Raw genomic sequence first — 26,452 nt, forward strand, 5'->3', positions numbered from 1 at the left:
TGCTAAAACAGCGCAAAGTCTTACTCACGCTGGAGACGCATCCCATGAGCAGCTGGCCAGACACTCGAATTCTTGACCTGCTGGGCATTGAAGTGCCCATCATCCAGGCCCCTATGGCCGGGGCAACGACCACCGCCATGGTCATCGCCACCAATGCGGCCGGCGGGCTGGGCTCAATGCCCGCCGCAGCGCTGACCATCGAGCAACTGCGTGAAGCCTTGGCCACGATCCGCCAGGCAAGCTCGCGGCCGATCAATGTGAATTTCTTCTGTCATCAACCGCCCGCCGCCGATGAAGCCGGTGACCGCCGCTGGAAGGACTTGCTGGAACCTTACTACCATGAACTCGGCGCCGATTTTGACGCGCCAACGCCCGCGTCCAACCGCGCACCCTTTAATGACGCTGCCTGCAAAGTGGTCGAAGAGTTCCGCCCCGAAGTGGTGAGCTTTCACTTTGGCCTGCCGGAAAAAGCCTTGCTCGACCGGGTCAAAGCCACGGGCGCCAAGGTACTGTCATCGGCCACCACCGTGGAAGAAGCCCTCTGGCTGGAACAGCATGGCTGCGACGCCATCATTGCAATGGGGTTTGAGGCTGGCGGGCATCGCGGGTTGTTTCTCAGCGACGACCTCAACACCCAGATCGGCCTGATGGCACTGCTGCCGCAGATTGTCGACGCGGTCAGCGTGCCGGTGATCGCCGCCGGTGGTATCGGTGATGCGCGCGGCATTGTCGCGGCATTCGCCCTGGGCGCTTCGGCCGTGCAAGTGGGTACCGCGTACCTCTTCACTCCCGAAGCCAACGTCAGCGCTTCCCATCACCATGCACTGCGCCACGCCCAAGCCAGCGAGACCGCACTGACCAACCTGTTCACCGGCCGCCCGGCGCGAGGCATCGTTAACCGCGTGATGCGCGAACTCGGCGCGATCAACCCGCAAGCGCCCGCCTTCCCCACTTCCGGCGGCGCCTTGATGCCGCTCAAAGCCAAGGATGAAGCGGGTTTCAGCAACCTGTGGTCAGGCCAGGCATTGCGCCTGGGCAAAGACATTTCCACGTACGACCTGACCCGCGAATTGGCCGAGCAGGCACGGGCCAAGCTCCAATAGAACTGACACCAGCGGCAACGTTGCACTGTACCGGCAATGGCTAACCGCTATATATTCCTATACATAGCGGTAACGCCTTCTACCTGTAACAAGCCGTACACCCTCAAAGGAGCTGCTTCATGATGATCCGCGCCTCACGCCTGGCCCCCACGGCCATCGCCACCCTGATTGCGGCCTTTGCCTTTGGCGCGGCCCAAGCCGATGAAGTGCAGGTTGCCGTTGCCGCCAACTTCACCGCACCGATCCAGGCGATTGCTGCCGATTTCGAAAAAGACACCGGCCACAAACTGGTTGCAGCCTACGGCGCCACCGGCCAGTTCTATACGCAGATCAAAAACGGCGCGCCATTCGAAGTGTTCCTCAGCGCTGACGACACCACCCCGCAAAAACTCGAAACCGAAGGCGACACCGTCAAAGGTTCGCGCTTCACCTACGCGGTCGGCACCCTGGCGCTGTGGTCGGCCAAGGAAGGTTATGTCGATGCCAAAGGTGAGGTGCTCAAGAAGAACGAATTCAAGCACCTGTCCATCGCCAACCCTAAAGCCGCGCCCTACGGCCTGGCCGCCACCCAAGTGCTGGCTAAAGAAGGCTTGACCGACAAGGTCAAGGGCAAGCTCGTTGAAGGCCAGAACATCACCCAAGCCTTCCAGTTCGTGTCCACCGGCAACGCAGAACTGGGCTTCGTCGCCCTGTCGCAAATCTACAAGGACGGCAAAGTCACCAGTGGTTCGGCGTGGATCGTTCCCGCGTCCATGCACGACCCGATCAAGCAAGACGCTGTCATTCTCACCAAAGGCAAAGACAGCGCCGCGGCCAAAGCGCTGGTCGAGTACCTCAAAGGCCCCAAAGCCGCCGCGGTGATCAAGTCTTACGGTTACGAGTTGGCCAACTAAATGCCGCTGTCGAGTGCCGATTTTTCCGCGATCTGGCTGACCATTAAACTGGCATCACTGACCACCGTGATCCTGCTGATCATCGGCACTCCGATTGCCCTGTGGCTGTCGCGCACCCGCTCCTGGTGGCGCGGCCCCATCGGTGCCATCGTCGCCCTGCCGTTGGTGTTGCCACCCACGGTCATTGGGTTTTACCTGCTGTTGACCATGGGGCCCAATGGCTACTTCGGCCAGTTCACCCAATGGCTGGGCCTGGGCACCCTGACTTTCAGCTTCACCGGGCTGGTGATTGGCTCGGTGATCTATTCCATGCCGTTTGTGGTGCAGCCGTTGCAAAACGCCTTTTCCGCCGTCGGTACTCGCCCACTGGAAGTAGCCGCCACCTTGCGCGCCAATCCCTGGGACACGTTTTTCACCGTGATCCTGCCCCTGGCCCGCCCGGGTTTTATCACCGCGTCGATACTCGGCTTCGCCCACACCGTCGGTGAGTTTGGCGTGGTGCTGATGATCGGCGGCAATATTCCCGACAAAACCCGCGTGGTGTCGGTGCAGATCTATGACCACGTCGAGGCCATGGAATATGCTCAGGCCCATTGGTTGGCCGGCTCCATGGTGGTGTTCGCCTTCCTCGTATTGCTGGCGCTCTATTCCAACCGTAAAACCAAAATGGGCTGGAGCTGATCGATGATTGATGTACGCCTGCACCTCACCTATTCCGGCTTCGCCCTGAATGTGGACTTGCATTTGCCCGGCCGTGGCGTGACCGCCTTGTACGGGCATTCTGGCTCCGGCAAGACCACTTGCCTGCGCTGTATCGCGGGGCTTGAGCGCGCCGCAGACGGCTTTGTGCAGGTCAATGATGACGTCTGGCAAGACAGCCGCAACGGCGTATTTGTGCCGCCGCATAAGCGCGCCTTGGGGTATGTGTTTCAGGAAGCGAGCCTGTTTCCACATCTATCAGTGCGGGCCAATCTTGAGTTCGGCCTCAAGCGTATTGCGCCTCAGCAACGTCGGGTGGACATGGCCCAGGCCACCGAACTGCTCGGCATCGGCCACCTGCTCGACCGGCACCCGCAGCACCTGTCCGGCGGCGAGCGCCAACGCATCGGCATCGCCCGCGCGCTGCTCACCAGCCCGCAATTGCTGTTGATGGATGAACCGCTGGCAGCCCTGGACAGCCAACGCAAAAGCGAAATTTTGCCGTACCTCGAACGCCTGCACGACGAACTGGATATTCCGGTGCTGTACGTCAGCCATGCCCAGGATGAAGTGGCGCGGCTGGCCGATCACATTGTATTGCTCAGCGACGGCAAGGCCCTGGCCAGCGGCCCCATCAGTGAAACCCTGGCACGGCTCGACTTACCCATCGCCTTGGGCGACGACGCCGGCGTGGTCATCAATGGCACGGTCAGTGCCTACGATGAGCACTATCAGTTGCTCACCCTGCAATTGCCCGACAGCCCATTGCAGGTACGCGTGGCGCACGCGCCGTTGGCAGTGGGCAAGCCACTGCGCATCAAGGTACAGGCCCGAGATGTCAGCCTCAGCTTGTATGGGCAAGAACCCAGCAGCATCCTTAACCGTCTGCCGGTGACGGTGACCCAGGAGATTTCTGCGGATAACAACGCCCATGTGCTGGTGCGCCTGGATGCTGGCGGCACGCCGCTGCTGGCGCGCATCACGCGGTTCTCCCGTGATCAATTGCAACTGCAGCCCGGTCTGAGGCTGTGGGCGCAAATCAAGGCGGTAGCCGTGCTCGCATAACTACATAACTATTTGGCACCCGCGCAAAACCCTGCGGTCAATCAGACATACCGGCCTGATTACCGCCAAGGAATTTGCACCATGCCCGACTCCGCACTGCTTGCCGACCTGCCCCGCGACCTGCATTACGTTGACGACACCCAACCGGGTATCCGCCGCAAGAAGCTGCGCGGCAAGTTCCAGTATGTCGATGCCAACGGAGTGCGTATCATCGATGCTGACGAAATCAAACGCCTGAACGCACTGGCCGTGCCGCCCGCCTACACCGATGTGTGGATCTGCGCCGACCCGCGTGGCCATCTGCAAGCCACGGGGCGTGACGCCCGCGGCCGCAAGCAATACCGTTACCACTCGCGCTGGCGTGAAGTGCGTGACAGCGACAAGTATTCGCGCCTGCAAGCGTTCGGGAATGCTTTGCCAACACTGCGCGCGAAATTGGAAGCCCAAATCGCCGAACCCGGTTTCACCCGCGAGAAAGTGTTGGCCACGGTGGTGATGCTGCTGGATGCCACGCTGATCCGCGTGGGCAATACCCAGTACGCGCGGGACAACAAATCCTACGGGCTGACCACCTTGCGCACCCGCCATGTGGACATCAAGGGCAGCGAAATCCAGTTCCAGTTTCGCGGCAAGAGTGGCGTGGAGCATCAGGTCAGCGTCAAGGACCGGCGCCTGGCCACGGTGGTCAAGCGCTGCCTCGAACTGCCTGGGCAAAATCTGTTTCAGTACCTGGATGAAGACGGTGAGCGGCATACCGTCAGCTCCCACGACGTCAACGCCTACCTGCACAGCCTGACGGGCGCCGATTTCACCGCCAAGGATTACCGCACCTGGGCCGGCACCGCTCTTGCCTTGGCCGTGTTGCGCGAGCTGCAATGGCAGCCGGAATCCGATGCCAAGCGGCACGTGGTGGCAACCGTCAAAGACGTCGCCAAGCAGCTCGGCAATACTCCGGCGGTGTGCCGCAAGTGCTATATCCACCCGGCCGTTCTGGAGCATTTCAGCCTAGGCGAACTGTCCAAGCTGCCCAAGCCACGGGTGCGCAAGGGCTTGAAAGCCGAAGAAGTCGCACTGGCGATGTTCCTCGAGCAATTGGCCGCCGACTTGCCGAAGAGCGCCAAGGTGAGTTAGCCTCTGCAGCCCTTCTGACGCCCGGGATGACCGCCGACGTGAACAACTAAGCCTTCCAAAATGTATCTGCAACGAGCCGCCTGGCGCGCTTGTTGGCCTGTTCGACATTTTTTTGGAGGTGCCTATGACTGACGTCAACCGGCTGCCCGTACTCGTTTCCTTGCAACACGTGTCTTTCCAGTTCGCCAATGGCGAAACCTTGCTGGAAGGTCTCAACCTGTCGATTGATCACACACCCACCGGGATTGTCGGGCGTAATGGCCGTGGCAAAAGCATTCTCGCGAAGATGCTGGCCGGGTTGCTTGCGCCCTCGTCCGGCACGCTGAAGCGTTCGGCCAGCGTCGCATACGTCGCCCAAGCAGCGGCGGTTCAACCGGGCGCAACCATCGCCGATGTCACCGGCACCGCCGAGGTGTTGGCTGCACTAGCACGCATGGCTCGCGGCGAAGCACACGTGGACGACCTGGCGCTGATCGACGATCGCTGGGACCTGGCCGAACGCCTGCGCACCGCATTGGGCGCCGCAGGCTTGGCACACCTCAATGCGCACACACCGGCCGAGCAGCTCAGCGGCGGCCAATTGGCCAGGGTCACGGTGCTCGGTGCGGTGCTGGCCGAGCCACAGTTGCTGATTCTCGATGAGCCCACCAACCACCTCGACAGCGACGGCCGTGATTGGCTGTTGCATGTGCTGGCGGGCTGGCACGGCGGCCTGGTGGTGGTCAGCCATGACCGGCAATTGCTCAACGCCATGGGCCGCATCCTCGAACTGTCGCCCCTCGGGGCGCGCGCGTATGGCGGCAATTACCAGGCCTACCGCCTGCAACGCGACACCGAGCAGCACGCTGCCGTTGCAGCCCTTGAACACGCGCGCCTGGAACGCAGCCGCGAGCGCAAACGCCTGCAAAAAGACCACGACAGCTTGCAACGCAATGCCGCCCGCTCACGCAAGCAGGCCGAAACCGCCAACGTCGACCGGTTCACCAAAGCCCGCTGGAAAGGTGCCGCCACCGAAATCGTCAGCACTGTGCGCAGTGCACACCGCGAGTACAAAAACGAGCTGGATGTGCAGGTGCGCCAGGCCTACGAACGCGTCGTCGACGAAACGCCCACCCTGCTCGCCTTGCCCGGCTCGGCAGTGCCCAACGGTCGACACGTCCTGGCCTTGGAGCATGCGCAACTGCCGTGGCTGGATCCGCAGTCGCCTGCAACTTACCTCACACTCAACCTGACGGGCCCGGTGCGCGTTGCCGTGCACGGGCCGAACGGCTGCGGCAAATCCACCTTGCTCAAGCTGCTTGCCGGCCTATGGAAGGCCGTCAGCGGGGAATGCGCCGTGCAAGTGCCCAGCGCTTATATTGATCAACACCTGGCGCTATTGGAGAACGAACGCAGCATCGTCGAACAGCTCAACCTGCTCGACACACCGTTGGCCGAAGGCGAACTGCGCACGCGCCTAGCCTTGCTGCAACTGGATGCGTTGCGGGTGACTCAACCCACTGGCCAGTTGAGTGGCGGCGAGCGTTTAAAGGCCGCAATGGCAATTGCCTTGTGGCGCAAAGTCCCGGCACAACTGCTATTGCTGGACGAGCCTACCAACCACTTGGACCTGGAATCGGTGCTGGCCTTTGAACAGGCGTTGCAGGGTTTTACCGGGGCGATGGTGGTGGTGTCCCATGACGAGGCGTTCGTGCAAGCGATCAGGCCGACGCACGTTTTAACCTGGCAAAGTCGGGGCTGGTGGCTGAAGTGTGTCTGAGGTCATTGCGCACACACTCAAAGCGCCCTACGGTAGTGGCCGAATAATCTCACCGAGGAGGCCGGCACAATGCTGCCTGCATCGCGCAAACCTTACGTCAATGCCGCACTGGCCCATCGGCAACGCTGGCGCGGCCGGGTCGGTTTGATGTTGGTGGCCAGTCTTTCCGTACTGGCCGGCATGACCGATGCCATCGGTTTTATGGCCAGTGGCGATTTTGTCTCGTTCATGAGCGGCAATACCACGCGGCTGGCGGTAGCGATTGGCGCCGGGGACCTGGGCCTTACGGGGCGGTTGTTGTTGCTGATCGCGATGTTCGTGGTCGGCAACGCGTTGGGTGTGGTAGTCAGCCGCGTCGCCAAGCGGCATGCGCTGCCCTTGCTGTTGTGCATTGCGGCCTTGTTGTGTGGCGCAGCCTTGTGGCCGTTTGCCGATACATTGCCGGCGTTGCTCGCGGCGATTATTGCCATGGGCATGCTGAATGCGGCGGTGGAAGAGGTCAACGGTTTGCCGGTGGGCCTGACCTATGTAACCGGGGCGCTGTCACGCTTTGGTCGCGGGCTGGGCCGCTGGATACTCGGAGAGCGGCGCAATGGTTGGCGCGTGCAACTGATTCCGTGGGCGGGAATGTTTGTCGGCGCGGTGATTGGCGCGCTGCTGGAACATCAACTCGGCCTCAAGGCGCTGCTGGTCAGTGGCGCATTGGCGGCGTTGCTGGGGGTAGTGTCGCTGAAGATTCCCCGGCGCTGGCACTTGGGTTACATGCCGCGATAAGGAAGAAAAGAGGCCCGCCCGACGTTTCGGCCTCGACGTCCGTGTACTGGTAAAGAGCTACCACGTCGAGCGAGCGAAAAGAATAATAAGCGAATGTCCGGCGGCTGTCCCGCCGGGCATTTCCGAAAAATACCTAGGCGACAGCCTACAGACAGGTTGCGAGTGCGGCCAGGCGACGTTTTGTCGGCATCGAGTCTTGGCCCGCAAAGTAATTCACGGTAGAACCGGCACCCGCGCTGCGCACGTCGACGAAATAGTCGCCACCGGTGGTGTACACCGTGTAACCGCCGGCTTCCATCGGCTCCTTGAAGCCGCCGGCGTCAACGCCAAATACCGCCTCGTCCTGCCAACCGAACTGGATGCATTGGGCAACCACCAGAGGGGCCTTCTGCGATGCCAGGGTTTTGTAAGGCGTGCCGGTGCGCGCTTCTTTCATTTTCGAACCTGCACAACCGGACAGTGCTGCCACCACCAATACGCCAATTACCAGCTTTCGCATGCCATCGCCTCCTTGGAAAAACCGCGACTCTATCATTAGCAGGCGACACCCGAGGACTATTACGTCACCCTGTCGCCTACTTACGACCTCGCTGTCACCTGGAAAACCGATGACCCCCAACGCCGAACGCTACAACCCTTCCACCGACTACGCCGACAAGCTGATCAGCCGCATCGGCCAGACGCCCACGTGGATCGCCAAGCGCATCGGCGTCACTGACAAGCGCATCCGCTACATCCTCGATGGCGAGCGCACCGTGAAGGGCGAAAGCACGCCCATCCAGATGACCTACACCGAGCAGTTCGCGCTGGAATGCCTGGCGGCTGAGGCCAAAGCCAAGAAGAAGGCGTCATCTGCTGCCGAATGAATTTAGTTTCACTGTGAAGGGTAGTTGTGCTGGCTATAGTTGGCAGGCTCATTTTTAAGAAGTCTCCCTTCTGCCCGCCCTCCCGCGGGCTTTTTTTTGCCTGGGGGTTGGGGGCTCGACAATAAAACAACCCCATACTCAGCAGCACAGTCACCAACACACTGCGCGTCCAGAACATCAACGCCACCGCACAAACACCCGCTAACAAATAAGGATTGGCCAGACTCAAATTCAATTTATGGTCCGCGAGAAAAATAATCGGCCCACAGATCGCCGTCAGCATCCCCGGCACCGCAAACCCAAGAAACTCCCGCGCCCCGCGATTAAGCCGCACCGGCAACCGCGGCTCAATAAACACGTAGCGGTTAAAAAACACCACCAGCCCCATGCCCACAATCATCAGGTAAATCATCGCTGCCCTACCCCAAGCCGCTTACAGGCGAACCCCGCGCTCATCCCCAGCACCCCCGAGACCACCACCGCCGACTCCCAGTGCAAGTAACTCAACCACACCGAGCACAACAGCGAAACCGCCACGCACACCACCGTGGGCACATCCCGCACCACCGGCGTAATCAACGCGATAAATGTCGCCGCAATCGAAAACTCCAACCCCAGCTGATCAAGGCCGGGAATGCTCTTGCCAAGCACAATGCCCGCCAAGGTAAACAGGTTCCAAATGATATAAAACGTCAGGCCAACACCCAGTGCATACCAGCGATTGAAAGTCTCACGGTCATAGTGGTTGACCAGCGCAAAAAACTCATCGGTCAACAAAAAACCCAAGCTCATACGCCAGCGCGTATTGAGCGACGACAGCGTGGGGCGCATATGCATGCCGTAGAGCAAATGCTGGGAAGTCAGCAGCAACGTGGTCAGCACAATCGAAATCAGGCTGGCGCCACTCTTAACCATACCGATGGCCACCAACTGCGCGGCACCGGCGAAGACGATGGCGGACAATCCCTGGGCTTGCAGCGGGGTAAATTGCGCATCAATGGCCATGGAACCGGCGAGCAGCCCCCAGGGCGCACAGGCCAGGGACAAGGGGATGACGGCGATGGCGCCGCGACCGAAGGCGTAATGAGGTAAGGCTGTAGGCATGGAGACGGCTCATCGACAGACAGTCGACAAGCATGCCAGCGTCATGCGGGGCTTGTCTTGAACGATCGTGCTCAGGCGAGCTTGACCGACACCTGCTCCACCGAGTCACGCGCCTCGCGCAGCTCATGAGCATCCTGGTTGAGCCGGTGGATGGTATTGAGCAGGCGTTGGCGCAGCACTTCATCGCCGAGTTTTTCGACGGCGCGCATCAAATCAAACGCAGCGGTTTCGTTGTTGTCCGCGACGGAATCGAGGGTCTTGCGCAGGTTGCGAGTGGCACGGGTCACGCGGGTTCTTCCTTCATCAGCAATGGGCAGGCACTTTAGGACATTCGTGTTTCATTTTAATTTCAGTCACTTGTGGTTGATTTAGCGGCATTTGATCCACGTCAAACGAAATCAGGATTTGACCTACATATATGTTTATCCATATATTCGGATAGCCATATATACGAAGGCCTCAAAATGCCGGACCTCCTCTCCCCACCCACCCTGTTCAAATACCTGGCGGATGCTACCCGCGCGCGGTTGACGTTATTGATCCTGCGCGAGGGCGAACTTTGCGTGTGCGAACTGATCCATGCTCTGGACGACAGTCAACCGAAAATCTCCCGCCACCTGGCGCATCTGCGCAGTAGCGGGCTTTTGCTGGACCGCCGTCAGGGCCAATGGGTCTATTACCGCATCAATCCGGCACTGCCCGCCTGGGTCACACAGGTGCTGGACACCACCTTGCAAGCCAACCAGCCATGGTTGCAAAACGACGCGCTGCGTCTTGATGCAATGGGCGACAGACCACAACGGGCCAGCACCTGCTGCTGAGCCATCGGAGCGTTTATTCATGCTTGTCGCGATTGCGATTTTTATCTTCACCATCGTGTTGGTCATCTGGCAGCCCAAAGGCTTGGGCGTTGGCTGGAGCGCAACCCTGGGCGCGATCCTGGCCCTGGCCTGTGGCGTGATCAGCGTGGCGGACATCCCGGTGGTGTGGCACATCATCTGGAACGCCACCGGCACCTTTGTCGCGCTGATTATCATCAGCCTGTTGCTCGATGAAGCCGGGTTCTTTGCCTGGACCGCGCTGCACGTGGCGCGCTGGGGCCGTGGGCGTGGCCGGCGCTTGTTTGCGTACATGGTGCTGCTCGGGGCGCTGGTTTCAGCGCTGTTTGCCAACGACGGCGCCGCGTTGATCCTCACGCCCATCGTGATGTCGATGCTGCTGGCGTTGCGCTTTTCCCCGGCGGCGACCCTGGCCTTCGTGATGGGCGCCGGGTTTATCGCGGACACGGCGAGCTTGCCGTTAGTGGTGTCAAACCTGGTGAACATCGTCTCGGCAGATTATTTCAAGATCGGCTTCAACGAATATGCCGCCGTGATGGTGCCGGTCAACTTCGTCAGCGTCGCAGCAACCCTGGCGGTGTTGCTGTGGTTTTTCCGCCGCGATATTCCGCAGACCTACGACCCCGCCGACCTGGAAGAGCCGTCCAGCGCCATTCACGACCGTGCGACCTTTCGCGCCGGTTGGTGGGTGCTCGGTATCTTGCTGGTCGGCTGTTTCGCCTTGGAACCGCTGGGCATTCCCATCAGTGCTATTTCGGCCGCGTGCGCCGTATTACTGCTGGTGATCGCCGCCAAGGGCCACACGATCTCAACGCGCAAAGTACTGAAAGAAGCCCCTTGGCAAATCGTGATCTTTTCCTTGGGCATGTACCTGGTGGTTTACGGCCTGCGTAACGCCGGCCTGACCACCTACCTCGCCACCTGGCTCGACACCTTCGCCACCTATGGCGTGTGGGGCGCAGCCATGGGCACCGGCGTGCTGACGGCGCTGCTGTCGTCGGCGATGAACAACCTGCCGACCGTGCTGATCGGCGCGCTGTCCATCGAGTCCAGCCATGCCGTGGGTGTGGTCAAGGACGCGATGATCTACGCCAATGTCATCGGCAGCGACCTGGGCCCGAAAATCACCCCTATCGGCAGCCTAGCCACCTTGTTGTGGCTGCACATCCTGGCGCGCAAAGGCATCACCATCACCTGGGGTTACTACTTCAAAGTCGGGATTGTGCTGACCTTGCCGGTGTTGTTGATCACCCTGGCCGCCCTCGCCTTGCGTCTGAGCCTCTAAAGGAGCTAACGCCATGAAAGTCCTGTTCATGTGTACCGCCAACAGCTGCCGCAGCATCTTGTCCGAAGCGCTGTTCAACCACCTGGCGCCGCCAGGCTTCGAGGCGATCAGCTCCGGCAGCTTCCCCAAGGGCCAGGTGCTACCGCGCAGCTTGAGTACGTTACAGGCGGCGGGTATCAACACCGACGGCTTATACAGCAAGGGCAATGATGCGTTTGAAGACAGCCCGCCGGACGTGGTCATCACCGTTTGCGACAAGGCTGCCGGCGAAGCATGCCCGGTGTATTTCGGACCGGCGCTGAAGGCGCATTGGGGGTTGGCAGACCCATCGGAGGTTAAACGTGACGAGGCCAGTATCGAGGCGGCATTCCAGCTCACCCTGAGCACTATCGCCACCCGCTGCCAAGCATTCTTCGCACTGCCTTTTGCACAGCTCTCCCCCACGCAATTGAAGGCTGAGCTGGACCGCATCGCGCTGCTGTAGTCGTTCCGTCAGGCCGACAACCCCCGTATGCTGGCCGCAGTCCGATTCCACGTATCGCCACCCGCTGCCAAGCATTCTTCGCACTGCCTTTTGCACAGCTCTCCCCCACGCAATTGAAGGCTGAGCTGGACCGCATCGCGCTGCTGTAGTCGTTCCGTCAGGCCGACAACCCCCGTATGCTGGCCGCAGTCCGATTCCACGAGCCTTCCCGATGAGCACCCTTCAACACGCCTGGCTGGGCAACTACGAAGTCAGTAGCACCCACTGCACCGGCCTGACCTTTGCCCGCCACAGCCATGATGAATGCGTGATCGGCGTGAACCTGATCGGTGAAGAAAAGGTCTGGCTCGACCGCCGCGAGTTCGAGGCCGGGCCCGGCAGCATAACCTTGTACAACCCCGGGCAGATTCAGGGCGGCGGCGCGGCGCACGGCGCGCCTTGGCACTTTGTCAGCCTGTACGCCACGGCGGAGCAGTTAGCGGCTGACCTTGGGCTCTCCCACGTGGAGTTTGATCACGCGTGTTGCTTTCAGCCTGACTTGGCGCAGCGCCTGGCGGCGGCAATCAAAGGTGCCTTGAGCGCCGATGCATGGCTACGCGAACGCAATGAAGAAGCCTTGGTGCTGCTGCTGGGTGAGGTGGTCGGCGTCAGCGGTGTGCGCCTGGCAGGCAGCCCGAAAACCAGCAAAAGCCTGATCAGCCGCGCCCAGGAATTACTCGCCTCGCAGCTACACCAGTCGCCACCGCTGGACCAACTGGGTGATGAACTGGGCCTGTCCAAATTCCACCTGTTGCGCGCCTTCCAGAAAGAAACCGGGCTAAGCCCCAGGCAATGGGCCATGCAACTGCGCACCTGTCGCGCCAAGGGGCTTTTGCGCAGCGGTGTCTCGGCCAGCGACGTCGCGCATGACCTGGGCTTTGCCGACCAGAGCCACCTCAGCCGGCACTTCCGCGCCGCCTATGGCATCACCCCTGGCCGCTATCAACACGTATCGAAACGCTGAAAGCGCAATCTGGTTCAAGACGCCTACTCCACACGCCCGCACACTGCCCGCTTCTCTTGAAGGAACGCGGGCATGTTGACGATCTTTTTTTACGCGCTGGTATTCGGATTTGTGTTTTGCCTCTCGCCCGGCGCAGTGCTGGCCGAGACGTTGCGCCGAGGCTTGCTCCAGGGCTTTACCCCGGCCTTGCTGGTGCAGATCGGCTCGCTGGTGGGCGACGCCGTGTGGGCGGTGATCGGCCTCACCGGCATTGCCCTGCTGATTGCGCATGATGCCGTGCGCGTACCACTGACCATCGTGTGCGCGCTGTACCTGGCCTGGCTGGGCGTGCGCAGCCTGATCGACGCCTGGCACTTGCCCGTAGCGGACACCGCGCCGGCCCGCTGCGGGCAAAACGCGCTGGCGGTGGGCGCGGCCATTTCCCTGGCCAACCCGAAGAACATCGTTTATTGGGGCGCACTGGGCAGCGCGTTGTCGGGCATCGTCGGCGCCACGCCCAGCCATGCGCAAACGTTGATGTTTTTTGCAGGCTTTATGCTGGCGTCGGTGCTGTCATGTTTTCTGATTGCCGCACTGGTCAACCTGCTACGCAAGAACGCCTCACCGCTGTGGCAGCGCATCAGTTATGGCGTGTGTGGTCTGGTATTGATGTATCTGGCTGTTCTGGCAGCACAGGGTGTATGAAGTTATATATCCAGTAACTTTCCGAGCGGCTTATCTGAATGAACTCTGAACACGGGTTAATTTAATTAATCATGCGTTGACATTTTGTAACCATCTGAGTAGATTGCCCCTGCCCACAACTGGGGCCTTTTTTAAACCTCACAAAAGAAGCCAATGGACACAGTATCTAGTCGCTGTCCGAGCACCGCTAATGCGGGCATCGGGCGCCAAACCCAGAATATGACAGGACTCGCCTTCCAGGTCCGGTAAGCTGCGCTAGAGCTTGATGCTCCACCGTAACTGCCTCACCGGTCGCCCGTCCGGTCCCGAGGTGTGTTATGACCTTCCAACTCTTAGTTTTGCCTGATGTACGTACGCTAGCCGCAGCCCTGCGCGCCAAGCTGTGCCGCGAGCCCGTAGGTTTTTCGCCTACTCGTTCCGCCTTTGCTGCACCTTCCCCCCAAGTGCGTCCGGCCCCCCCGCTGGCGCACTGGCGTATCTGCCCTGCCAGCGGCCAACTGCTGCAGCACTGGGACCACGCCGACCCTCAAGACCCGCAGAGACCTAAGGTTTCCACACTGGCTCAAGCGAGCCTGTTGCTCGGTTTTTACCTGAGCACTCGCGCCGCTTAAACCGGCTGGAAACAGCAACTTTCTGATTAATAGTCTGGAGTTCTTTATGAACAAGTCCAGTAGTAGCCCGCTGCGCGTTAGTTAACTAACGTGCGTCTGGCGGGCGCTGTAGAAGTTATGTGAACACCTTATTTAAACCGATCGCGAAGTCCGCGGCTCGGCATGCTTTCGCTCGCCTGTATTCAGGTAAGTACCGGGTATGTTTTGTCGAGAATTGGCGACAGGAGTACAGACAATGAGCGCCGTAAAAAACACGCCTCTGCACAAGAAAAATGGCACCGACGCCGACACCAAACTGTCGATGCGTGCCGCCCGTGAAGCCCAGAACGGCCTACAGGCCACCCTCGCCAATGTGCGAGCCACCCAGGACGGTTTGACCGAGCTGGACGCCTCGGCACGTCTGCAGCGCGAAGGCTACAACGAGGTGGCCCATGACAAGCCGCCTCACGCCATCGTCCAGTTCCTGCAGGCACTGAACAACCCCTTCATCTACGTACTGCTGACCCTGGCCGGCATCAGCTTTATCACGGACTACTGGCTGCCCTTGCAGGCTGGTGAAGAAGTCGACCTGACCAAAGTCATCATCATCATGACCATGGTGCTGCTCAGCAGCCTGCTGCGCTTCTGGCAGGAGCACCGCTCGGCCAAATCCGCCGAAGCGCTGAAAGCCATGGTGCGCACCACCGCCACGGTGCTGCGGCGTGAGCAAGTCGGCGCCCAGCCAACGCTGCGCGAAGTACCGATGCGCGACCTGGTCGCCGGCGACATCGTGCAACTGTCGGCCGGCGACATGATCCCGGCCGATATCCGCCTGATCGAGTCGCGTGACCTGTTTATCAGCCAGGCCGTGCTGACTGGCGAAGCCTTGCCGGTCGAGAAATACGACACCCTCGGTGACGTCACACAAAAGTCTGCCTCTTCGCTGGCAGCCGACCAAGGCAACCTGCTCGACCTGCCGAACATCTGCTTCATGGGCACCAACGTGGTCAGCGGCCGCGCCAAGGCCGTAGTGGTCGCCACCGGGCCACGCACTTACTTTGGCTCGCTGGCCAAGGCCATTGTCGGCTCGCGGGTGCAGACCGCGTTCGACCGTGGGGTGAACAGCGTCAGCTGGCTGTTGATTCGCTTCATGCTGGTGATGGTGCCGATCGTGTTCCTGCTCAATGGCTTCTCCAAAGGCGACTGGGGCGATGCGTTCCTGTTTGCCCTGGCGGTGGCCGTGGGCCTGACCCCGGAAATGCTGCCAATGATCGTCAGCGCCAACCTGGCCAAGGGCGCCACCGCCATGGCCAAGCGCAAAGTGGTGGTCAAACGCCTGAATGCGATCCAGAACTTCGGCTCAATGGACGTGCTGTGCACCGACAAGACCGGCACCCTGACCCAAGACAAAATCATCCTCGAACACCACGTCAACGCCTTTGGCCAACGTGATGATGCGGTGCTGTCCCTGGCCTGGCTCAACAGCTACCACCAGAGCGGCATGAAGAACCTGATGGACCAGGCCGTGGTGCAGTTCTCGGAACACAACCCCAAGTTCCAGCTGCCATTTGCCTACAGCAAGGTCGATGAATTGCCGTTCGACTTTGTACGCCGTCGCCTGTCGATCGTGGTCAAGGATGCTTCCGGCGACCAGTTGCTGGTGTGCAAGGGCGCCGTGGAAGAGATGCTCAGCATTTCCACCCACGTGATAGAGGATGGCGCTGCAGTGCCGCTGGATGATCGTCGCCGTGACGAGTTGTTGGCACTGGCGAACGACTACAACGAAGATGGTTTCCGTGTACTGGTGGTCGCCACCCGCAACATCCCTAAATCCCTGGCTCGCCAGCAATACACCACCGCCGATGAGCGCAACCTGGTCATCCAGGGCTTCCTGACTTTCCTTGATCCACCAAAGGAAACCGCAGGCCCGGCGATTGCTGCACTGCAACAAATCGGCGTGGCGGTGAAAGTGTTGACCGGCGACAACGCCGTGGTCACCAGCAAGATCTGCCGCCAAGTCGGCCTTGAACCTGGCCAGCCACTGTTGGGCGTAGAAATCGAAGCGATGGACGACGCCACCCTGATGCGCCGCGTGGAAGAGCGCACGGTGTTTGCCAAGCTCACGCCGCTGCAGAAATCCCGGGTGCTCAAGGCGCTGCAAGCCAACGGCCACACCGTGGGCTTCCTGGGTGACGGCATCAACGATGCGCCGGCGCTGCGCGATGCCGACGTGGGTATCTCGGTGGACAGCGGCACCGACATCGCCAAGGAATCGGCCGACATCATCCTCTTGGAAAAGAGCCTGATGGTGCTGGAAGAAGGCGTGCTCAAAGGCCGCGAAACCTTCGGCAATATCATGAAGTACCTGAACATGACCGCCAGTTCCAACTTCGGCAACGTGTTCTCGGTGCTGGTGGCCAGTGCGTTCATTCCGTTCATGCCGATGCTGGCGATCCACCTGCTGCTGCAAAACCTGATGTACGACATCTCCCAGCTGGCCTTGCCGTGGGACAAGATGGACAAGGAATACCTGGCCAAACCGCGTAAGTGGGATGCGAAAAACATTGGCCGCTTCATGATCTGGATCGGGCCAACCTCGTCGATCTTCGACATCACCACCTTTGCGCTGATGTGGTACGTGTTCAGCGCCAACAGCGTGGAAATGCAGACCCTGTTCCAGTCCGGCTGGTTTATCGAAGGGCTGTTGTCGCAAACCTTAGTGGTGCACATGTTGCGCACTCGCAAGATCCCGTTCTTCCAGAGCACGGCCGCCTGGCCGGTGCTGATGATGACCGCCATCGTCATCGGGCTGGGGATCTACGTACCGTTCTCACCGCTGGGCACCCTGGTCGGCCTGGAGCCGCTGCCGCTGGCGTACTTCCCATGGCTGGTCGGCACCCTGCTCGCCTACTGCTGCGTGGCCCAACTGATGAAAACGATCTACATCCGCCGCTTCAAGCAGTGGTACTGATCACCCGCCTCTGAAAACGGTGGCCGTCGCCCGGCGGCCACCGTGCAACACAAGGATTCAACTATGCGCGTCTTGATCTGTGCAGGTCGTCATTACGCCGACACCAAAAAGTCCCGCCAAGTGCTGGACGCTTACCACCGCCTGCGCCCGGTGCAGGTATTGATTCACGGCGGCAACCAGTTCCTGGGCAGTGACGTTGAGGAGTGGGCGCGGGAAATCGGCATCGACGTGGTGCGTTACCCGCCCAATTGGCAACGCCACGGCAAGCAGGCGGAACGCCAGCGCAACCATTTCATGCTGACCGACAGCCGCCCCGACGTAATCATCGCCCTGCCGGGTGGTGACGACACCTCGGAGCTGGTCTGCCAGGCCAAAGCCAGCGGCATTTCGGTGCTGATTGTAGAAAGCTGAATTCAAGCGAGGTGCATCATGCACAAAAAACACACCCCTGCCCGTCTAGACGGGTTTGCCAAATACCGCGCACGTCACTATCGCGACGCTCGCCACACCTTGTTGCTGTTACCGCCGGCCAAGCGGCGCGCGCTGCAACGTAACTTGACCTTTATCGGCGTGACCCTGGGCCTTGTGTTGCTCATCGCGCTGCTTTCCAAGGCCCATGCAGCCGGTGGTGCATATGTGGTCGACGACGGCGCCGTCAACGCCCCGGGAGAATGCAATGTGGACGCCTGGTACAGCGCCAATCGGCATCAAGGCAACGTCCATAACCAAACCTTGAACCCGGCCTGCACCTTCAGCGCACTGCCTTCGGTGCAATGGAGCGCCGCACTGTCGCGCGCCAGCAACGCCGGCGAGGCCGAGACCCAAGTCAGCCCGCAAGTGAAGGCGCAAGTGTGGTCGCGGGATGACTTGGGGCTGCAGATGGCGGTGGCAGCGACTTCGCATTTTGCGCTGGATCGCCAACACGCGTTTGACGGCGCGGACCTGAACATTCCGTTGACCTGGCAACCCCTCGAAGCGCTGCGCCTGAACGTGAATGCTGGCTGGACACACGCCTACAACGGCGGTGAGCAAAATCACCGCCTGACCTGGGGAACCGGGTTCGAATACCAGGTTGCGGATGCGCTGACACTGATTGGCGAGCGCTACGGCCAGGAAGGCGGCGACCAGGCATGGCAGGCCGGGCCGCGATTGCATGTCGGCCAGTTGGTTGATGTGGACTTGGTAGTTGGGCAAAGCCTGAATGGGGACCGTAACCGGTGGTTGACTACGGGGGCTACGGTGCGTTTCTAAGGCAGCGGCCTGATAGTGGAGACTGGACTCAATTCAATGTGGGAGCGGGCTTGCTCGCGAAGGCGGTGGAACAGTTACACATGAGCTGACTGCCTGCTCAACATTCACCAGCATCACACTGGCCAAATAAACCTCCGAAGCCACCGCCGGATCTTTCGCATATTCAGCAAAATCCGCAGCATTCAGCGGCTTGGCCACCTCGGCATCGAGCCATTGCTGCAATTGCGGGTCATCAGTATGGCGCCCAATCTCGGCTGAGATCATCTCCTGCTCCTGCTCATCAATCTCACCATCCGCCTTAGCCGCCGCAATCAGCGCACGCAACAGCGCATGGCTATGAGCTTCAGCCTGCGGCCCATCAAGCTGGTCAACCGTTTGGATCGCTTGCTGAGGCGCAGACGCCTGCTGACGCTGCCACGCCTGATACGCCTGAAACGCCGCCATCCCCAACGAAGCCAGCGCCGCGTAATTCATCCCGCCTGAGCGCGTCGGCGTCGAACCACTGGCGGGCGCACCGCCCAACAACCCACCCAAGCCACCTAATAACCCACCCAAACCGCCGCCAGCCGAGGCATTCCCAGTACTGGTGCCTTTCAGTAAACCGCCCAGCAGCCCACCCAGGCCACCGCCCGAGGCGCCGCCGCCTTGCTGCCCGCGCAGCAATTGTTCCAATAGATCGCTGGTGTTCATGCTCTCACCCTCCCGGGGCGCAGTAATGGCGTTCAACAACCATAGCCCGCCCAGGCTGGAACACCATGACCGCCGGGCGGGCACGCCTTATGATGGCGCCACTACGCCGCTAAGAGAGAACCCACGTGAACCGCATCGAGCACATCGCGTTGATGGCCCACTACAACCAGTGGATGAACCGCAAAGTCTACGAAGCCGCCGGCACGCTGACGGACGCAGAGCTGAGCGCGGACCGACAGGCGTTTTTCGGCTCGATTCTCGGCACCCTCAATCACCTGGCGCTGGGCGACACCGTCTGGCTCAAGCGCTTTGCCCAGCACCCGGCAAACTTTGCGGCCCTGGCCCCCTTAAGTGCGATTGCCACACCCAGCGACCTCAGGCAGTTGGCCTTTGCCGATATCCGCGAGCTGGCAAACCATCGCGCCTGGCTGGACCAACTCATCCTCGAGTGGGCCCACAGCCTGCGCGAAACCGACCTGGATCAGCGCCTGAGTTACCACAACATGGGCGGCGTGGCGAACAGCAAACCGTTCTTCGGCTTGCTGGTGCATTTTTTCAACCACCAGACCCACCACCGGGGCCAGGCAACCACGTTGCTGACCCAGGCGGGCGTGGACGTGGGCGACACCGACCTGCTGGCACTGATCGACTGAACTCAGCGCTGCGCGTAGGCCTGCATCAAGCGCGGGAATTCTTGCAGCTCAGGCAATTGCGCAAAGCTTTCGACCGCGGGGGTCGTGGCCCAAGGCAGCTTTTCGCTGGTCCAGGTTTCCATGAAAGGCACGTAATCACTGGCGTTATCCAGCAAGGTCGCACGCACATTGACGAACTCATCGATGCCATGCGGGCGGGTAAACAGCCAGCTCATGCAATGCGGGCAGCAATAGTGGCGGTCCACACCGTGCAAGCCGCCAATCACCGGGCAGCCCTGAGTCACGGTAAAGCCTCTGGCGGGAAACAGCGCGCTGAGGGAGAACGCACTGGAGGTCATTTTCTGGCAGCCGCTGCAATGGCACGCCATGGTAATCACCGGTGGCAAGCTCACACTGAAACGCACCCGATTGCAGCGGCAGCTGCCTTCCAGCGGCAGTTTTTCGACGCTCATCATTCACTCCTTTTTATGATTGTTGGCGGCACAGATTAGCCTGAACACCCTTAAGCGCAAAACCGAACGCTGCGCTGCGTCTGGGGTCGTAACTTCAGGTGTCGGGATTTTCCGCAGCCCGCCCTCCTCGCGCACATCAGCGTATTACCGATGCGCGCACCCCATAAGAAGGAGACGCTTACATGGTCACTCACTTCAAGGTCGCCGGGCATTTAGCCTGCGGCCACCACGGCAGCAACCTCACGTCCAGCACTGAGCTGAACCGAGTCAAATGCCGTACCTGCCGCAATACCGATGCCTACAAGGAAGCGCGCCGCACCCAACGCAACGCCGCCCGCCGCTCCGCACGCAAAGCCAAAACCCACACCGCCAGCGATTGGCGCAGCGCGTGGACACAACGCCTCACCGACCTGCCCGGCTTGCAGCGTTTGCCACGCGGTTTCAGCGGGCAGCCATTTGTCTGAGTCATTCAGGCCCGTGTCAGTTGTTGACTGGAACGTTTCGCGAGGTGTCCAACACCTCGCTTCAGCCCCAGCTTTCCTGTGTAGATCACTGATCTGACATGCCCGGCTTGCAGCGTTTGCCACGCGGTTTCAGCGGGCAGCCATTTGTCTGAGTCATTCAGGCCCGTGTCAGTTGTTGACTGGAACGTTTCGCGAGGTGTCCAACACCTCGCTTCAGCCCCAGCTTTCCTGTGTAGATCACTGATCTGACAAGCTTTTTCAGCTTTGGATTAAAGCGATAAACAGCGTTTTCGACCTTGCATCCAAACGCTCGGGTCTATATATTCCCAACCCTGCTGCACCGCGCTACCGCCCGAATGGCGAAACTGGTAGACGCATGGGACTTAAAATCCCCCGCTCGTAAGGGCGTGCCGGTTCGATTCCGGCTTCGGGCACCATTTAGCAGTTCCAGGGAGTGCCAAGCAGTCCCAAAAGAACCAAACAAACCCCGCCTAGTGCGGGGTTTGTCGTTCCAGGGGGTGCCATCCAGTGCTATGCAAACCCATCCGTCAGGGGATACATTTCGGGATACCCTCGGTTCGATTTATGGAGTCCGATGGTTTAGTGTTAATCAACTATGTCAGAACATTGGGCTGGGCGTGATTCAATCGTTGCCGTTTGGCCAGAAAGCCAGTGTGACCTCCTACGTTTTTCGAAAAAAAATTACAAACACTGTAATGCATCGCTTTGATCTAACTCTACGTCCGTAACTCTCATTGTTATTAAGGAAAAACCCCCATGCACTCATCACTGTATTCCCGTTTTCTTCGTCAGCCGTTTGAGGTCGAGTTCATGCGCTGGGTGCTGGTTTTGATATTTCTGATGTTTGGCTACACAAAATGGTTTGATTACGAAGCCCAGGCTTTGATTCCGCTGATTAGTAACAGCCCCCTCCTTTCTTGGATGTACGGTGTGTTTGGCATTCAGGGCGCGAGTTATGCGCTAGGCACAGCTGAATGGGCGATCGGTCTGAGTCTGGCCATCGGCGCATGGTCATCGAGAGTCACACTGATTGCCGCGGCGGCCTCCTCTGTGACTTATCTGACAACCGCCAGTCTGCTCCTGACCACTCCGGGTGGGTGGGAGGCTTCGGCCGGAGGTTTCCCCGCCATGGGCGGCGCCACCTCTTTCCTGATCAAGGATCTGGTGTTGATGGCCGGCTCGTTGGTGCTGCTCAAGAACGCGGCGCAACAATTGACGGCACGCGCCAAACAGACTGATAGGGAGCATGCAGCGCTCTAGCCTAAAACCGTCACTGGTCCACTACAGCAACAGGTGGACCAGCGATTAGAACGGAACTCAAGATCAAGTACTTCGATTATTTCTACCTTGAAGGAAAACGAACGATGCAGTGAGAACGTTCTCACCGGCAGCGTTTCTAGGAGGATGTAAACCGCATTCCTCGGCGGCGTACCCACCGAGATGCTCGCCAACGGTTGGGCCGGGATCAGCAAGGAACTCGCACTGCCTTACCGCGACATCGCCCTGGCGCTGGGCGTGGGCTGGCTGGCCTATCTGGTGGTGGCCGACGCGGTGATCTACGCCACCCCGCGCGTGGTGTATGGCTGGGCGCAGACCGGCACGTTCTTCAAGATCTTCACGCGTATTGACGAGAAGTCCGGCATCCCGCGCCCAGCGCTGTGGCTGACCTTTGGCTTGTCGGTGTTCTGGACCCTGCCGTTTCCGTCCTGTTGCGATCCCCAAGGCTGAATTGCCATCGACTGAGATCGCTCTCTCGGGTGATCGCGCCGAACGTCTTGCCGCTGGCAGTCTGGCTGCCTTGACGTGGCATCACCAACAGCTTGCCGTCGGCCACCTTGGCCGTGCAGTCGTATCGCAGGGGGTTGCGGAACGCATGCCAAAAGTTGCGGAACGGATCCTAAATCGCAGGCAATAAAAAACCCCGTAGACGTTAATCTACGGGGTTTCTAAGAGTGGAGGCCGAGGTCGGAATCGAACCGGCGTAGGCGGATTTGCAATCCGCTGCATAACCATTTTGCTACTCGGCCTCAAACGATCAATGCCCTTACCACTGACATTCACCGCATAAAAACTTGAGTGGGCTATAGAACCCTGCCTCTACTCTAACTTATTGAATGCATTGAAGTTTTTAATGCTTCGTTGCGTTCGATGGGCGCCATTATGTACTCATTTGCTTTTGGCTGCAACCCCTTGATTTCAAAAATATTTCGTATTGGCATCAAGGGGTTGCGCCCCTGCCCTACTCCTTGATGAGCTGTTGCTGATACTGCGGGTCGGCCTGGATCTGGGCTTCGGTGAAGGGCAGCGGGCGCAGTTTTTTCTCGGAGAAGGCTTGGGTCTGGTCCTTTGAATATTTCGATTGGGGGTTGCTGGATTCGGAGAACGCCAGTACGCCCAGGGCTTGGGGGCCTTTGTCGTCAAAGGTGACGATTTGCAGGTAGCTGCTGCCGCTGACCACTTCGCGCTTGCCGTCTTCGCGGGGCACGGTTTGCATGGCGTTGTAGATGCCAAGTTCTTGAGGGCCGCCGTGGATGGGGATTTGGCCGCAGACTTGGATGTCGCCCCAGCGGGTCAGGCCAAGCTTGCTGACGTCTGCGGTGGAGGCCAGCATGGCTTCGCGCAGGGCTTTGGCGACGGGTTCGCGGTCGATGGCCAGGCCGCGTGGCGTGGTCAGCGGGTGCGCCGGGTCGAAGGCGACGCGCCAGGCGTCGGGGAGTTGCTGCAGGTGTTCGAACAGGTTGATGAAGTGCACCAGCCCCAGGCCGCTGTCGAGGTTGGCGCGTTGGTCCCAGCTTTTCAGGCTGCTGCACAATGGCTGCAAGGTCGCCGCGTCGGTGCCGAGGTGTTTGGCGCAAAACTCAAGCAGGTCGGGCATGACTTGGCTGGCGAGGTAGACCTCGTTGTCCATCACCATGTTTTGTAGGTCGACCACGCCGATCGGTTGTTTCTCCAGGGATTGCAGGCGTTGCACGGCGAATCGCGCGCGCGGGCCGAGGCCGATGTGGTCTTGGCTGATTACTGGGGAGAAACCGGTGAGCGGCGCCTTGGGGTTGGCCAGCCACGCGGAGTCATTGGAGTGTTGTACGTAGTCGGTGCGTTGCAGTTGCGGCAGTTGGTCAGCGGCGAAGATGCCGGGCTGCGCCGCACGTGGGTCAATGTCCCAGGCGCAGGCGCTGTGGGCGCCGTCGAGCATGATCATCTGCAGGCCGGCCCGTGGGTCGCTGCATTGCGCGAGTTTGGCGGCGCTGACGTTGGGTACCACCGACAGGTTCATGTACAGGCTCTGGCCCTGGTCATCGGTGGCCACGGTATTGACCCATGGGATGCCTTGCAGGGTATGCACTGAGGTTTGCAGTTCCTCGAGGCTGGTGGCGCGGTTCATGGCGTACCACTGCTGCAGCACGCGGTCGTTGCCCAGGTTGGCGTCGCGCAGGCTGAAGGCATAGTGGTTGTCCCAATCCAGTTTGCCGGGCCATTGCACCACCGGGCCGAATTGCGAGCTGTAGACGGTATGCGGCTGGGCCTTAAGGCTACCGTCGGCTTGCTTGACCTGCACGGTTACCGAGGTTTTCTCCAGGGCAATGGATTTGCCGTCGAGCAAGTAGCGTGTGGAATCCTTGGGATCAAGGGTGAGGCGGTACAAGGTGAAATGCTTGGAGGTGTCGACGGTGTGGGTCCAGGCCACGTGCTGGTTGAAGCCGATGTTGATCACCGGCAGGCCCGGCAGCGCGGCGCCCATCACGTCCAACTGGCCGGGAATGGTCAGGTGCATCTCATAAAAACGCATGCCGCCCACCCAGGGGAAATGCGGGTTGGCGAGCAACATGCCACGGCCATTGAACGAGCGGTCACGGCCCACGGCGACAGCGTTGCTGCCGCGGTCCAGGCTAAAGCGTTGCTGGTTGGCAGCGGCCAGTTCAAAGGCTTTCAAGTTGGGTTGCACGCTGGCGGTCGTCTGAGGCGGTGCGGCGCCAACCAAGGCTTCGGCGAATTGGCCGACACCGCCTTCCACCAGCAGCCTGCGGGTGAGTTTGACCAAGTCTTGCACCACCAGCGGCCGCACCCACGCCGAGTGACATTGCGCCGGTGCGCCTTGCTCTTTCAAGTATCGGTTGTAGCCCGCCACATAGCCTTCAATCCGCTGCTGGATCTGCGGCGTCTGCGCGTTCCAGAAGGCAGCAACCGCTTCGGGGGTGTTCAGCCAGGTAAAAAATACATCGCTGGCGAGGTTGTTGCGCTCTTCCAGCGTCGCCTGCTCAGGGCCGAAAAACTTGGCGCGTTCGCCGTTGACCGTGACCACTTCATTGGCCAGCAGGCACAGGTTGTCTTGGGCATATGCATAGCCGATGCCGTAGCCCAGGCCGCGTTCGTTGTTAGCGCGAATGTGCGGCACGCCGAAGGTGGTGCGGCGAATCTCTGCCGACGTTTGTGTGACGTGCTCGCGCGCCGATGCGGCAAGGCTCAACCCGAGCAACACCCCGGCCATGCACACCCTGGACAACCCATTGGAAATAATCACGCAAGCTCCACAGTCAAATTGAACACCCTCACCAGGGGTAACTACCCCACCGTAAGGACGCAAAATGCCGGCTGTGATTTAGTCGCGCAGGGTATCTATTTATGTCATCTGCGCTGTGACAAAGCTGATACCGACAAAATTTCTACATCGCGCACTTCATGATTTTGCTCGCTCGTTCGTCTTATTAGATAAGAGCGCCATCATTTTCCTGATCAGGCTCTGATAAGGAGTTTTTTGCATGTACAACTCGCAACTGCCCACGGACGGACAAACACCTGCCGCCGACGCCACTTTCGGCAGCGGCGCGCAAGCATTTGGCAAAGCGCCGGAGCACGGCAACCAGCGTATTCGCCATTTGCTCAAATACTTCGGTTTGCGCACCAGCCTGATTCGGCTGAAGGTCATCGATGCCCTGCTCACCGCCGCCGACAACCAGCGCACCCTGGGAGTGCGCGGCGTGCACAGCCATTTGCTGGAGCTGGGCATTCCGTTGTCGTTTCTCAGCGTGCGTGAGGTGCTCAAGCGCCTGTGCAGCGAGGGCGTAATCACCCTCAATGCGGACAAAAGCTACCGCCTCCATGACGAGGCTGCCAAGGTACTCGAAGCCGCCGTCGCGCCTGACTCCCCCTCAGAAGTTAGGCTTGACCTTGCGGCGCATGATGCCGTTGATCACCACCACGGTCACCGCCACGGCAATGGCGATGTACTGGAACGTTTTCTCGCTGATAACCCCGGTGTTCTGCAGGTAGGACAGGCCAAACATCGTCCCCAGTACTACAAGGGAAATCAGAATCGAATATTTCAAACGTTGCTTTTGGGTCATGACGGGTTCCTGAACCGGATAAATGTATTCACTTTGTATCGTCGAGCATGCCAAGCACATACCCAGTGACGGGGATGGATGAGGGTCGACAGGGTCGTATGTTACAGGCGATGAAAAGCTTTGGCTCGTTCAGCGCCAGATTGACCCTGTCAGTACTCTAGAGGATGTTGAAATGCTTCGTCGAATCACACTGCTGATTCCATTGCTGATCATGCTGAGCATGAGCGGCTGCTTCTTTTTCCCACGCGGCGGTGGTGGTGGCTGGCACGACCACCGCTATGACGACGGCCGAGGCTACGAGCACCGCTGATCGCCCATGCGTCTCGCTT

At 60.0% G+C, this 26,452-nt stretch carries 28 protein-coding genes, 2 tRNA genes and 4 pseudogenes; 24 read left to right on the forward strand and 10 right to left on the reverse strand.

Features of this window, described 5'->3' with window-relative positions; genetic code table 11:
- Positions 1-44: 44 nt before the first annotated feature.
- The 7 genes from GJU48_RS12435 (at position 45) to GJU48_RS12465 (ending at position 7,424) form a co-directional block, all read left to right on the forward strand.
- Positions 45-1,103: an NAD(P)H-dependent flavin oxidoreductase gene (locus GJU48_RS12435; protein ID WP_094952215.1), complete on the forward strand. Its 1,059-nt coding sequence runs from the start codon at positions 45-47 to the stop codon at positions 1,101-1,103.
- Between the two features lie 119 nt (positions 1,104-1,222).
- Positions 1,223-1,996 (forward strand): molybdate ABC transporter substrate-binding protein, encoded by a 774-nt coding sequence (modA, locus tag GJU48_RS12440; protein ID WP_094952216.1) that lies wholly within the window; start codon positions 1,223-1,225, stop codon positions 1,994-1,996.
- Positions 1,997-2,677: a molybdate ABC transporter permease subunit gene (gene modB, locus GJU48_RS12445; RefSeq protein ID WP_094952217.1), complete on the forward strand. Its 681-nt coding sequence runs from the start codon at positions 1,997-1,999 to the stop codon at positions 2,675-2,677.
- A 3-nt stretch (positions 2,678-2,680) separates the two neighbouring features.
- Entirely contained in the window at positions 2,681-3,760 is a 1,080-nt protein-coding gene (modC, locus tag GJU48_RS12450; protein ID WP_094952218.1) for a molybdenum ABC transporter ATP-binding protein, read from the forward strand.
- An 81-nt stretch (positions 3,761-3,841) separates the two neighbouring features.
- Positions 3,842-4,891: a DNA topoisomerase IB gene (locus GJU48_RS12455; RefSeq protein WP_094952219.1), complete on the forward strand. Its 1,050-nt coding sequence runs from the start codon at positions 3,842-3,844 to the stop codon at positions 4,889-4,891.
- A 124-nt stretch (positions 4,892-5,015) separates the two neighbouring features.
- Complete coding sequence (locus GJU48_RS12460; protein ID WP_094952221.1) at positions 5,016-6,650, forward strand: ATP-binding cassette domain-containing protein; 1,635 nt, start codon at positions 5,016-5,018, stop codon at positions 6,648-6,650.
- A gap of 69 nt (positions 6,651-6,719) precedes the next feature.
- On the forward strand, positions 6,720-7,424 hold the full coding sequence (locus GJU48_RS12465) for a YoaK family protein (RefSeq protein ID WP_094952222.1): 705 nt from the start codon (positions 6,720-6,722) through the stop codon (positions 7,422-7,424).
- Positions 7,425-7,569: 145 nt separating this feature from the next.
- Here the strand turns inward: GJU48_RS12465 and GJU48_RS12470 are convergent, their stop codons facing one another.
- A complete protein-coding gene (locus GJU48_RS12470) occupies positions 7,570-7,923 on the reverse strand; it encodes a hypothetical protein (protein WP_094952223.1) in 354 nt (117 codons plus the stop codon).
- Between the two features lie 109 nt (positions 7,924-8,032).
- On the opposite strand from GJU48_RS12470, the gene GJU48_RS12475 reads away from it, so the two are divergent.
- Positions 8,033-8,290, forward strand: coding sequence for a hypothetical protein (locus tag GJU48_RS12475; protein WP_094952224.1), 258 nt, complete (start codon positions 8,033-8,035; stop codon positions 8,288-8,290).
- A gap of 121 nt (positions 8,291-8,411) precedes the next feature.
- On the opposite strand, the pseudogene GJU48_RS12480 reads toward GJU48_RS12475, so the two are convergent.
- The 3 genes and pseudogenes from GJU48_RS12480 to GJU48_RS12490 all read right to left on the reverse strand — a co-directional run.
- Positions 8,412-8,702: pseudogene (locus GJU48_RS12480) on the reverse strand (AzlD domain-containing protein); the annotation flags it as partial.
- Entirely contained in the window at positions 8,699-9,394 is a 696-nt protein-coding gene (locus GJU48_RS12485; protein ID WP_094953648.1) for an AzlC family ABC transporter permease, read from the reverse strand. The pseudogene GJU48_RS12480 and the gene GJU48_RS12485, both read right to left, overlap by 4 nt.
- 71 nt (positions 9,395-9,465) lie before the next feature.
- Positions 9,466-9,681, reverse strand: coding sequence for a hypothetical protein (locus GJU48_RS12490; RefSeq protein WP_017138831.1), 216 nt, complete (start codon positions 9,679-9,681; stop codon positions 9,466-9,468).
- 177 nt (positions 9,682-9,858) lie between these two features.
- Here GJU48_RS12490 and GJU48_RS12495 point away from each other — a divergent pair, with 177 nt between their 5' ends.
- The 9 genes from GJU48_RS12495 to GJU48_RS12530 all read left to right on the forward strand — a co-directional run bounded on the left by GJU48_RS12495 (position 9,859) and on the right by GJU48_RS12530 (position 18,501).
- The gene (locus GJU48_RS12495) at positions 9,859-10,215 is read left to right on the forward strand and encodes a metalloregulator ArsR/SmtB family transcription factor (protein ID WP_094953647.1); all 357 of its coding nucleotides are present in this window, start codon (positions 9,859-9,861) and stop codon (positions 10,213-10,215) included.
- Between the two features lie 19 nt (positions 10,216-10,234).
- Positions 10,235-11,518, forward strand: a complete 1,284-nt coding sequence (locus GJU48_RS12500; protein ID WP_094953646.1) for an arsenic transporter — start codon at positions 10,235-10,237, stop codon at positions 11,516-11,518.
- Between the two features lie 13 nt (positions 11,519-11,531).
- Positions 11,532-12,002 carry an arsenate reductase ArsC gene (locus GJU48_RS12505; RefSeq protein WP_094953645.1) on the forward strand — a complete coding sequence of 157 codons (471 nt, stop codon included), beginning with the start codon at positions 11,532-11,534 and terminating at the stop codon, positions 12,000-12,002.
- A gap of 211 nt (positions 12,003-12,213) precedes the next feature.
- Positions 12,214-13,005, forward strand: a complete 792-nt coding sequence (locus tag GJU48_RS12510; RefSeq protein ID WP_094953644.1) for an AraC family transcriptional regulator — start codon at positions 12,214-12,216, stop codon at positions 13,003-13,005.
- Positions 13,006-13,077: 72 nt separating this feature from the next.
- Entirely contained in the window at positions 13,078-13,689 is a 612-nt protein-coding gene (locus tag GJU48_RS12515) for a LysE family transporter (protein ID WP_094953643.1), read from the forward strand.
- 317 nt (positions 13,690-14,006) lie between these two features.
- Complete coding sequence (locus tag GJU48_RS25230) at positions 14,007-14,300, forward strand: hypothetical protein (RefSeq protein WP_094953642.1); 294 nt, start codon at positions 14,007-14,009, stop codon at positions 14,298-14,300.
- Positions 14,301-14,535: 235 nt separating this feature from the next.
- On the forward strand, positions 14,536-17,250 hold the full coding sequence (gene mgtA / locus GJU48_RS12520; RefSeq protein ID WP_094953641.1) for a magnesium-translocating P-type ATPase: 2,715 nt from the start codon (positions 14,536-14,538) through the stop codon (positions 17,248-17,250).
- A 63-nt stretch (positions 17,251-17,313) separates the two neighbouring features.
- Positions 17,314-17,661, forward strand: coding sequence for a DUF2493 domain-containing protein (locus GJU48_RS12525; protein WP_094953640.1), 348 nt, complete (start codon positions 17,314-17,316; stop codon positions 17,659-17,661).
- A gap of 18 nt (positions 17,662-17,679) precedes the next feature.
- Positions 17,680-18,501 (forward strand): hypothetical protein, encoded by an 822-nt coding sequence (locus tag GJU48_RS12530; protein ID WP_094953639.1) that lies wholly within the window; start codon positions 17,680-17,682, stop codon positions 18,499-18,501.
- Between the two features lie 33 nt (positions 18,502-18,534).
- On the opposite strand, the gene GJU48_RS12535 is transcribed toward GJU48_RS12530, so the two are convergent.
- Entirely contained in the window at positions 18,535-19,191 is a 657-nt protein-coding gene (locus GJU48_RS12535) for a DUF533 domain-containing protein (RefSeq protein ID WP_155296003.1), read from the reverse strand.
- A gap of 125 nt (positions 19,192-19,316) precedes the next feature.
- Between GJU48_RS12535 and GJU48_RS12540 the strand changes: the two genes are divergently transcribed.
- The gene (locus GJU48_RS12540; protein ID WP_094953887.1) at positions 19,317-19,844 is read left to right on the forward strand and encodes a DinB family protein; all 528 of its coding nucleotides are present in this window, start codon (positions 19,317-19,319) and stop codon (positions 19,842-19,844) included.
- 2 nt (positions 19,845-19,846) lie between these two features.
- On the opposite strand, the gene GJU48_RS12545 is transcribed toward GJU48_RS12540, so the two are convergent.
- On the reverse strand, positions 19,847-20,296 hold the full coding sequence (locus GJU48_RS12545) for a GFA family protein (RefSeq protein ID WP_094953888.1): 450 nt from the start codon (positions 20,294-20,296) through the stop codon (positions 19,847-19,849).
- Positions 20,297-20,478: 182 nt separating this feature from the next.
- On the opposite strand from GJU48_RS12545, the gene GJU48_RS12550 reads away from it, so the two are divergent.
- From GJU48_RS12550 to GJU48_RS12565, 4 genes and pseudogenes are all read left to right on the forward strand, one after another.
- Entirely contained in the window at positions 20,479-20,760 is a 282-nt protein-coding gene (locus tag GJU48_RS12550) for a hypothetical protein (protein ID WP_094953889.1), read from the forward strand.
- A gap of 350 nt (positions 20,761-21,110) precedes the next feature.
- Positions 21,111-21,197, forward strand: a tRNA-Leu gene (locus GJU48_RS12555).
- Positions 21,198-21,537: 340 nt separating this feature from the next.
- Positions 21,538-22,041, forward strand: a complete 504-nt coding sequence (locus GJU48_RS12560; RefSeq protein WP_094951104.1) for a YkgB family protein — start codon at positions 21,538-21,540, stop codon at positions 22,039-22,041.
- A 150-nt stretch (positions 22,042-22,191) separates the two neighbouring features.
- Positions 22,192-22,488 (forward strand): annotated as a pseudogene (locus GJU48_RS12565) (amino acid permease); the annotation flags it as partial.
- On the opposite strand, the pseudogene GJU48_RS25235 reads toward GJU48_RS12565, so the two are convergent.
- The 3 genes and pseudogenes from GJU48_RS25235 to pvdQ all read right to left on the reverse strand — a co-directional run.
- Positions 22,466-22,636, reverse strand: a pseudogene (locus GJU48_RS25235) (phage late control D family protein); the annotation flags it as partial. The pseudogenes GJU48_RS12565 and GJU48_RS25235 overlap by 23 nt on opposite strands.
- Positions 22,637-22,734: 98 nt before the next feature.
- Positions 22,735-22,808, reverse strand: a tRNA-Cys gene (locus GJU48_RS12570).
- 212 nt (positions 22,809-23,020) lie between these two features.
- Complete coding sequence (pvdQ, locus tag GJU48_RS12575; protein ID WP_094950079.1) at positions 23,021-25,300, reverse strand: bifunctional acylase PvdQ; 2,280 nt, start codon at positions 25,298-25,300, stop codon at positions 23,021-23,023.
- Between the two features lie 238 nt (positions 25,301-25,538).
- Between pvdQ and GJU48_RS12580 the strand changes: the two are divergent.
- Positions 25,539-25,904, forward strand: a pseudogene (locus GJU48_RS12580) (fe2+ zn2+ uptake regulation protein); the annotation flags it as partial.
- A 24-nt stretch (positions 25,905-25,928) separates the two neighbouring features.
- Here the strand turns inward: GJU48_RS12580 and GJU48_RS12585 are convergent.
- A complete protein-coding gene (locus tag GJU48_RS12585; protein WP_053255884.1) occupies positions 25,929-26,123 on the reverse strand; it encodes a hypothetical protein in 195 nt (64 codons plus the stop codon).
- A 172-nt stretch (positions 26,124-26,295) separates the two neighbouring features.
- On the opposite strand from GJU48_RS12585, the gene GJU48_RS24900 reads away from it, so the two are divergent.
- The gene (locus GJU48_RS24900; protein ID WP_176462913.1) at positions 26,296-26,433 is read left to right on the forward strand and encodes a hypothetical protein; all 138 of its coding nucleotides are present in this window, start codon (positions 26,296-26,298) and stop codon (positions 26,431-26,433) included.
- Positions 26,434-26,452 lie beyond the last annotated feature (19 nt).

This window comes from Pseudomonas sp. IB20 (assembly GCF_009707325.1).
Classification (GTDB): domain Bacteria; phylum Pseudomonadota; class Gammaproteobacteria; order Pseudomonadales; family Pseudomonadaceae; genus Aquipseudomonas.

Excerpts from the sequence above, each read along its gene's own strand:
- GJU48_RS12435 (WP_094952215.1), top strand. The coding sequence starts at position 45 with ATGAGCAGCTGGCCAGACACTCGAATTCTTGACCTGCTGGGCATTGAA.
- modA (WP_094952216.1), top strand. The coding sequence starts at position 1,223 with ATGATGATCCGCGCCTCACGCCTGGCCCCCACGGCCATCGCCACCCTG.
- modB (WP_094952217.1), top strand. The coding sequence starts at position 1,997 with ATGCCGCTGTCGAGTGCCGATTTTTCCGCGATCTGGCTGACCATTAAA.
- modC (WP_094952218.1), top strand. The coding sequence starts at position 2,681 with ATGATTGATGTACGCCTGCACCTCACCTATTCCGGCTTCGCCCTGAAT.
- GJU48_RS12455 (WP_094952219.1), top strand. The coding sequence starts at position 3,842 with ATGCCCGACTCCGCACTGCTTGCCGACCTGCCCCGCGACCTGCATTAC.
- GJU48_RS12460 (WP_094952221.1), top strand. The coding sequence starts at position 5,016 with ATGACTGACGTCAACCGGCTGCCCGTACTCGTTTCCTTGCAACACGTG.
- GJU48_RS12465 (WP_094952222.1), top strand. The coding sequence starts at position 6,720 with ATGCTGCCTGCATCGCGCAAACCTTACGTCAATGCCGCACTGGCCCAT.
- GJU48_RS12470 (WP_094952223.1), bottom strand. The coding sequence starts at position 7,923 with ATGCGAAAGCTGGTAATTGGCGTATTGGTGGTGGCAGCACTGTCCGGT.
- GJU48_RS12475 (WP_094952224.1), top strand. The coding sequence starts at position 8,033 with ATGACCCCCAACGCCGAACGCTACAACCCTTCCACCGACTACGCCGAC.
- GJU48_RS12485 (WP_094953648.1), bottom strand. The coding sequence starts at position 9,394 with ATGCCTACAGCCTTACCTCATTACGCCTTCGGTCGCGGCGCCATCGCC.
- GJU48_RS12495 (WP_094953647.1), top strand. The coding sequence starts at position 9,859 with ATGCCGGACCTCCTCTCCCCACCCACCCTGTTCAAATACCTGGCGGAT.
- GJU48_RS12500 (WP_094953646.1), top strand. The coding sequence starts at position 10,235 with ATGCTTGTCGCGATTGCGATTTTTATCTTCACCATCGTGTTGGTCATC.
- GJU48_RS12505 (WP_094953645.1), top strand. The coding sequence starts at position 11,532 with ATGAAAGTCCTGTTCATGTGTACCGCCAACAGCTGCCGCAGCATCTTG.
- GJU48_RS12510 (WP_094953644.1), top strand. The coding sequence starts at position 12,214 with ATGAGCACCCTTCAACACGCCTGGCTGGGCAACTACGAAGTCAGTAGC.
- GJU48_RS12515 (WP_094953643.1), top strand. The coding sequence starts at position 13,078 with ATGTTGACGATCTTTTTTTACGCGCTGGTATTCGGATTTGTGTTTTGC.
- GJU48_RS25230 (WP_094953642.1), top strand. The coding sequence starts at position 14,007 with ATGACCTTCCAACTCTTAGTTTTGCCTGATGTACGTACGCTAGCCGCA.
- mgtA (WP_094953641.1), top strand. The coding sequence starts at position 14,536 with ATGAGCGCCGTAAAAAACACGCCTCTGCACAAGAAAAATGGCACCGAC.
- GJU48_RS12525 (WP_094953640.1), top strand. The coding sequence starts at position 17,314 with ATGCGCGTCTTGATCTGTGCAGGTCGTCATTACGCCGACACCAAAAAG.
- GJU48_RS12530 (WP_094953639.1), top strand. The coding sequence starts at position 17,680 with ATGCACAAAAAACACACCCCTGCCCGTCTAGACGGGTTTGCCAAATAC.
- GJU48_RS12535 (WP_155296003.1), bottom strand. The coding sequence starts at position 19,191 with ATGAACACCAGCGATCTATTGGAACAATTGCTGCGCGGGCAGCAAGGC.
- GJU48_RS12545 (WP_094953888.1), bottom strand. The coding sequence starts at position 20,296 with ATGAGCGTCGAAAAACTGCCGCTGGAAGGCAGCTGCCGCTGCAATCGG.
- GJU48_RS12550 (WP_094953889.1), top strand. The coding sequence starts at position 20,479 with ATGGTCACTCACTTCAAGGTCGCCGGGCATTTAGCCTGCGGCCACCAC.
- GJU48_RS12560 (WP_094951104.1), top strand. The coding sequence starts at position 21,538 with ATGCACTCATCACTGTATTCCCGTTTTCTTCGTCAGCCGTTTGAGGTC.
- GJU48_RS12585 (WP_053255884.1), bottom strand. The coding sequence starts at position 26,123 with ATGACCCAAAAGCAACGTTTGAAATATTCGATTCTGATTTCCCTTGTA.
- GJU48_RS24900 (WP_176462913.1), top strand. The coding sequence starts at position 26,296 with ATGCTTCGTCGAATCACACTGCTGATTCCATTGCTGATCATGCTGAGC.